A 6,977-nucleotide genomic window follows, 5' to 3' on the forward strand; every position below is an offset into this window, starting at 1 on the left:
CCTTGTGAGACGCGTGTTAGTCCATATGAATTTTTTTATAGTATCAGCTACCTGTGATGCGAAATAAGTATTCCTGAGTGCCTGACGAATTTCATTTTCTGCTGAGCGGCATAGTACATTTTTAATCTAAAAGCAGTCGATGAAAACGTGTTGATAATTTCACCACACGAAATTAAGTTTACTAATAGGAAAAATACGTATTTGCACTTTAAGTAAATATTAACTCTTTTAAATATTGGTTGATTTGTTTTCTATCAGCGGCAGATGCCTATCTTTTTATCTGGCTATAACTTGGTTCCGCGGGCATTTGCGCCCAGCATTCCTGATTTTAATCGCTTTCCTTCTGTTAATTTATAATCCCGTATGAAGGGTACAATATCCTGCCCCAGGCGCAAAGGTTGTTGTTCATTAAACCCAAGTGCTTCGGGTGATTTACCTACCCACTCACTTTTCTTAGCTATAATTGTAATGGTATATTTTTTCGGATCTATCGTTAACGTGGTAAATAGCGGGTCTTTATAAGGACAGGTACGGGAGATCCAGGGATAATTCTTATGAATTTCCGGAGAATAGCTCTCGTGCATAAAATTTTGTCCTACCCAGAAATAAGAAGCGGAATTAATGGTCAGGTAAGGAATGTCATTTACATACTGCAGATTATCCACGTGTGTATGACCATTAATGATCATTACCACACGGTGGCTGGCAGCCGTAATGATGTCCTGTATTTCCGTGGCATTGTCAACAGCCAGATAACCTACCAGCGGCTGATGGCAAACTACGATGACTGGTTCACTGGTCTCTTCGAGTTGCTGTTTTAGCCAGGCTGTTTGTGCAGGACCTATATAAGCCGGGTATCCGCCTTTGTGCGCAGGCGATCCTTTTTCATTTCCGTTGAGGATAATAAACCGGAAGCCGTTCACCACTTTGGTATAATAAGGAGCAGGCATGCCCCATACTTCTACACATTGTTTGTGGGTAAAGCCACTATCCGTATCATGATTTCCAATTACGTGGAGTCTTGTGGGATGCGATTGATTGAATAAATCGATGATGTTTTTGTTCTTTTCCGCAGGATAAGCGAAATCGCCCAATTGCATCAGCGCATCGGGCCTCGATTTCCCGGCAGCATCCAGGAATGCCTGGAGTCTGGCAACGCCATCGTGCATAACATCGTGATGGAGGTCTGTAATTAATCCTACGGAAAGTTTCCGTGTATTCACAAAGGCGCCTCGTGCAAAAACCGGCACGGCAAGGGAAAGACAGGCTGTCATTGTGTTGCCGATAAACGCTCTCCGGCTCCATTTGTTATTGCTGCGTTGTTCCATTGTCAATAATTTGTTCACTTTGCGACTTAGATGTACAGGTTCACCTTTAATTGGCGAGTACAAGATAGTAATTATTTCCTTATTGGAAAATTAATTTCCCCTAGATAAATTATATATATTTACAATATATCGACAAAGCGCTGGCTTTTATTGCGAATAAATGAGCAACGCCCGGCGAATGCCAGGCGTTGCTCATTTACGTATATCCTATTGCGTTAGTGAACTTTAAACAGGTTACAGCGCTTCACATTTTACAACTTTCCCATTAATAGATACCCGGCTTTTCCCACCGGCTTTCACGGTTACTTTAGGCCATTGCATGCAGGCGGTATAACTGAGAGGATGTAATGCCTGCTTGCTGGTTTCGGCCATCACCGTCACCTTTGCATCATAATGAGTGGGATTATAGCATTCCAGTTCAATACCAGCGGCACTCTTTTTAATCACTTTAGCCACGATATGGTCAAATACATACAGCTGCGCTTTATCGGTGACTACATAGATACCGGGCAATTCCAGCGCCATCAGCATGCCGTTTGTTTCCGTCCAGGAATTACGGGTATAGATAAAGTTACCCACGCTTTCTTTTCCCTCTGCATCGGAGGGCTGGATACGTTCCATAGATGCCCCTATCATATAATTGTTGGTAATATGCCCCGGCATATTCACCGCTTCCGCGTGGGCATGCTGAATATCCCTGATAAGATCGGCATATAGTAATTTACCGGTAGCCCTGAATAATTTAAAAAGATCATCGCCGGAAGAAGTGCAGATGCCCGGTGCGGCATGCTTATTTTGAATGCTTGCCCAAACAGCGCCCATCATATTACATTGTAATTTTCCAATGGTGCTGGAAGCCGGAAATACCGGCGGATATGAGATCGTCCAGGTAGCGCAAAGACTGGCCTGCGCCCCGGCCATGGCCAGCCACTTGTGATCGTTGGTATAATAATACAAGGCCATTAATGATTCCAGGAACCCAAAAGCAGATTCCGAATTGGCATCCTGCGAAATATCGCCACAGTCGCCGCCAGTGAGGCCTTGCCCGGCCACATCGCGTTGATAGTAAAACGTGGCCGACTTTTCCGCGATGTTAAGCCAATCTTTTCGCCCAAAGTAATTGGCCGCTAATGCCATCCCAGCAGGCACCAATGCCCCTGCGGTGGAATTGAAAACGGCGATCTCTCCTGTTTCCGGCGCGATATACTGCCCAAATTCACCATGCTTGTTCCAGGTGTTGGCAAAGGCCGTAGCCAGCTTTTTCGCTGCCTCTTCCCATTCTTTATGAATCATGGTGGCGTGGCCGGTTTCCTTCAACAACATCAAATGCTTCACCATCCAAAACAATACATCTGCATTCTTCCTTACCATCGCCTGCCGCTCCGGAAAATCAGGATTCATTTTCTCCGTCATGATTTCTCCGTTGGCTTTTATGCCACCAAAGAAATAACCACTTTTCCCCTGTAATTTATTGACCACAAAATCAAGTTCCTTCCCTACTCTTTCCCGCTCCAGGTCATTATTCAACGACAACATCGGGTAGGTATTGATCATCCCGCTCACCCAGCCCAGCTGAAAATCATTATTATTCTCCGGCTTATAATAACTACCAATGTCATTTTGGATAAAATTATTGCTACATATACCGGTGGCTAGTTCCAACAACTTACTCATCGGCAAAATATTTCTGGGAACGGATTCGCCGGACAGGTCTTTCCGCACTTTCATAAACTTTGTCAGTAACATCGGAATACTGGTGGCATCAAATACGTATACCCTGAAGTGTAATGTTACTTCATCGCCGGTATTCCAATCGGGCGCTTTGTCGCCACTCTGATGAAAATCACCGAAGCCGGTGGCCATTTTACGCACTGCCGGCGCTGATATGCTGAAAGCAAATTTATCTTTTGCAGCATCTTCTGTGATGGTAACACCACTATTTCCCCATTTTGTTTGTTGTTCCGTTAGCACAATAAACCCTTTCTGTTCACCGGGCGCATAGAAACAAACGGCCGGTGTAGCCATATTACCGGTTTGTAGCTCTACCAGGGAAGACTTGTTGGGTTCTATGGATAAACGGGGATTATTGGAAATGGTGAGTGGCACCTTTGGATTATAGTACATATCATGCGGATACGGGGGACTATAACCATATCCTATAGTACGGTAGCGGTTCCCGTTGTAGAGAGAAGCCGGTACCAGCACATAGTTGGAAGTGCTCCAGTTGCTAAAATTGAACCCTACCGCTACAGCCGTTGCGGCGGCCTTACCTTCCGTGAGCCGGAAAGTAGCGGCTACATCTACCACGTCTTTATTGCCTTTCACCTGATTTACTTTGAGGTCCAGGCGCCATTTACCACCTGCTGCTGGTAGTACCTGATCCTGAAAAAAATGTTCTTCCGAGAGATGCACACCGTTGTACTGCCGTTCTGAAAATGTGATAGATCCACGTACGTAGTTCAATAGTTTATTCATTCCCTGATCGGTAAGCTGGGCTACCGACACCTGTGTAGCAGTGATCCCTATCAGTAATAAAAGGAGTCTGCTATAATTATTTTTGCGCATGATATGTCTAATCTCGTATAAAGATCCGCTTATGCGCAGCGGAACACAACCCCAAATTTGACTATTACGGATACTATTTTTGCTGTGATTACATCCATGGTCTCTGACTTTGATGAGTGGTAGTACGCCTCCCGGGTTTTTTACTATCTTTGAAAAGCCAGCAACACCTAACGGGCCAACATTCCATGCAATATATATACGAGAATTTCACCTTTCCGCCGGATCAATCATTTACTGTCAGATCAGAAACGCTGGAAGTAAAAAAGTATGCTGCATTGAAGTCGCATGTTAATTTCGAAATAGCATTACTGGAAAATTGCAGCGGCAAAAGATTCATCGGCGACCACATCGAAGATTTTGAAGGCGCAGAACTTGTATTGATGGGAAGTTATCTTCCTCATTGCTGGCAATACTACCAGGTAATTGATCCGTTGATATCGCCGCAGGCAGTAGTGATCCATTTCTTTCCGGATTTTCTTGGTAAAGAGTTCCTGGAAAAACCAGAGGCCAGGCAACTGAATCTATTATTCGAGAAAGCAGCTAAGGGGGTTTTATTTACCGGCAGTACCCTGCAGGATGCCAAAATGATTATGCATCAGATGGTATTCGTCACCGGTCTAACGAGGCTAGCACTGATGATACGATTACTCGATATATTATCGCAGTCTCAAACATCCAACGTGTTATCATCTCCCTATTACAATACAGTAGAAAATTCCGGGGAGGCCAAAAAGATAAATAAAGTATTTGATCACATCTTTCAAAACTTTAAAGATGATATTGCGCTGCAGGATGTGGCTGATCTCATTCCCATGTCATCCGCAGCGTTCTGCCGTTTCTTTAAACGTAACACCAACCGTACTTTAATAGATTTTGTAAAAGAAGTGCGGATAGGGCATGCTGCGAAATTGTTGCTGGAAGGACAGCACAATGTAGCCGAGGCCTGCTACAACAGCGGCTACAACAACATTTCCAATTTCAATAAACATTTCAAGGAAATAAAAGGGCTTTCACCACGGGATTTCATCAAACAATATGAAGACAAGGAAAAGCACCTGAAGCCGGATGAGCGTCATTCCTAATTAATCTTTGGTAAAACTATAAAAGGGTGTTACTTCTACCCATTTCTTTCCCTGTTCTGTGCCGGCAACCCCGGTTTGATAACCATCCATCAACTTATTCCAGTCGGCGCAGCGCTTGTCATAAGATTCGGCCACTTTTCCCATTTGCCCCAGATCCGCATCTGCCGGCACGGTGATGGTCATTACCAGGAGATAGCCATAGCGGTAAAGCACTATTTTTTGATATCCTGCTTTTTTGAATCCTGCTACTACTTCGGGCCAGATATGCGCATGATAATCCAGGTATTCTTTCAGCTTTAACGAATCGGGTACTATATTCACCACAAATACATGTTCCTTCATCTCCGGATTTTTTTCCTTTTTTACGGTAGCTGTGTTACATGCAAATAACAGCAGTACAAAGCTAACAGCTAACAATCCCGCAAAACAACAACGATACATTCTGTACATAAAAATTAGTTTAACACTATATAAATAATGGCCATGACCAATGCCAGCAATCCCCAGCCAAGCCATAACCCGCGGCCCATTGCGGGCAATCCGTTTCCCGGAAAAGTAAATACCGGCAGCTCTCTTTCCGGCGCTTTAAACACATAGGTAATCACCGCCATGAGACCTACCAGGCCTATAAAAATATACACTGACAACAGCAGAAAATGCGGCCAGAATCCTTTATAGGGATAATTGAGCACATAGCAGATCCCCATCAACACGCAGATGAATCCACCGCCAAATAAAACGGCATCCGCACCGGTTTGGTGGGTGCGTTTCCAAAAGATACCACTCAAAAAAACAACCGATAAAGGAGGCGCCAGGATAGATACCAATCCCTGGGTTAATTCAAATAAACTTTTACCGGAATAAGAAAACAATATGGCAATGGCTACACCCAAAACAGCTGCCAGGGCGGTCATCCATCTACCTATTCTCACTTTATTACTGTTATTCAATGGCATAAACTGGCTCACCACATCCAGTGTAAAAACAGTGCTGAAGGAATTAAGACCGGAAGAAACCGTATCTATCAGCGACGCAATCAATGCAGCTATACAAAGTCCGCGTAAACCCGGCGGCATCAACTGTTTTACCAGCATCATGTAGGAGTTATCCGGCTCCGTAGTATTGCCGTACAATAAAAAACATAAGATCCCGGGCAACACAAATATAAACGGTGTAATTATTTTCAGTGCCGCCAGAAAAAGAATCCCATACTGCCCTTCTTTAATACTTCTTGCTGCCAATACTTTCTGCACGATCGTCTGATCCGCACACCAGTAATAAACGGCTACCACCGGATAGCCCGCTATAATGGCTATCCACGAATATTCCGGATCGGCTGACGAATGAAACAACTTCCAATAATCCGGCGGCACGGCATTCGACACACCGGTTGTTGCATGTCCTAATTTCCATATAGCCAGCAACGTTAGTAACAACGAGGAAATGATAATAATCAACGATTGAAAAACGCCGGTACGCACCACTGCTTTTAATCCGCCAATGGCGGTATAACTTGTAGAAATCACTGCTACCAATATCACGGCACTTAGTAACGGACAATCGAAAACAGCGGAAATGACCAATCCTCCTGCATACAACGCACTCCCTAACCACACAAATAAAATGGATATCAGGCTGTATACCACCAAAAAATTATAGGACCTCCTGCCATAACGTAAAAGCAGAAACTGCGGAATGGTACTAATACCAACTGAAATATAACGTGGAATAAAAAATGTCGCCAACAATATCAGGAAGATCCAGGCCAGCCATTCAAAATTACTGCCGACCACTCCCTTTGAAAAACCAAGACTACATAGGCCTATCAACATCATGGGCCCGGCATTTGCGCTAAACATAGAGAAGCCAATCTGCCACCATCTCAGGGATCTGCCGCCCAAAAAAATGTCTGCACCAGGTGATGAACGACGGGATTTAAGATAAAATCCCAGAATAAATAGTGTAACTACGTATGTAAAAAGTACCAGATAATCAATACCAG

General features: G+C 44.1%; 5 protein-coding genes. 1 reads left to right on the forward strand and 4 read right to left on the reverse strand.

Features of this window, described 5'->3' with window-relative positions:
* Window positions 1-284: 284 nt before the first annotated feature.
* Complete coding sequence (locus VIP81_RS27130) at window positions 285-1,328, reverse strand: metallophosphoesterase family protein (RefSeq protein ID WP_331968775.1); 1,044 nt, start codon at window positions 1,326-1,328, stop codon at window positions 285-287.
* 234 nt (window positions 1,329-1,562) lie between these two features.
* Window positions 1,563-3,893: a hypothetical protein gene (locus VIP81_RS27135; protein ID WP_331968778.1), complete on the reverse strand. Its 2,331-nt coding sequence runs from the start codon at window positions 3,891-3,893 to the stop codon at window positions 1,563-1,565.
* A gap of 185 nt (window positions 3,894-4,078) precedes the next feature.
* Here VIP81_RS27135 and VIP81_RS27140 point away from each other — a divergent pair, with 185 nt between their 5' ends.
* Complete coding sequence (locus VIP81_RS27140) at window positions 4,079-4,975, forward strand: AraC family transcriptional regulator (protein ID WP_331968781.1); 897 nt, start codon at window positions 4,079-4,081, stop codon at window positions 4,973-4,975.
* On the opposite strand, the gene VIP81_RS27145 is transcribed toward VIP81_RS27140, so the two are convergent.
* Entirely contained in the window at window positions 4,976-5,317 is a 342-nt protein-coding gene (locus tag VIP81_RS27145; RefSeq protein ID WP_331968784.1) for an L-rhamnose mutarotase, read from the reverse strand.
* Between the two features lie 113 nt (window positions 5,318-5,430).
* Window positions 5,431-6,977 (reverse strand): SLC5 family protein (locus VIP81_RS27150; protein ID WP_331968787.1); only part of this gene is annotated, 1,547 nt, incomplete at its 5' end.

It is taken from the genome of Chitinophaga sp. (assembly GCF_036566945.1).
Taxonomy (GTDB): Bacteria; Bacteroidota; Bacteroidia; order Chitinophagales; family Chitinophagaceae; genus Chitinophaga.

What these genes read in the sequence shown, in the direction of transcription:
- VIP81_RS27130 (WP_331968775.1), bottom strand. Translation starts at nt 1,328, where the DNA reads ATGGAACAACGCAGCAATAACAAATGGAGCCGGAGAGCGTTTATCGGC.
- VIP81_RS27135 (WP_331968778.1), bottom strand. Translation starts at nt 3,893, where the DNA reads ATGCGCAAAAATAATTATAGCAGACTCCTTTTATTACTGATAGGGATC.
- VIP81_RS27140 (WP_331968781.1), top strand. Translation starts at nt 4,079, where the DNA reads ATGCAATATATATACGAGAATTTCACCTTTCCGCCGGATCAATCATTT.
- VIP81_RS27145 (WP_331968784.1), bottom strand. Translation starts at nt 5,317, where the DNA reads ATGAAGGAACATGTATTTGTGGTGAATATAGTACCCGATTCGTTAAAG.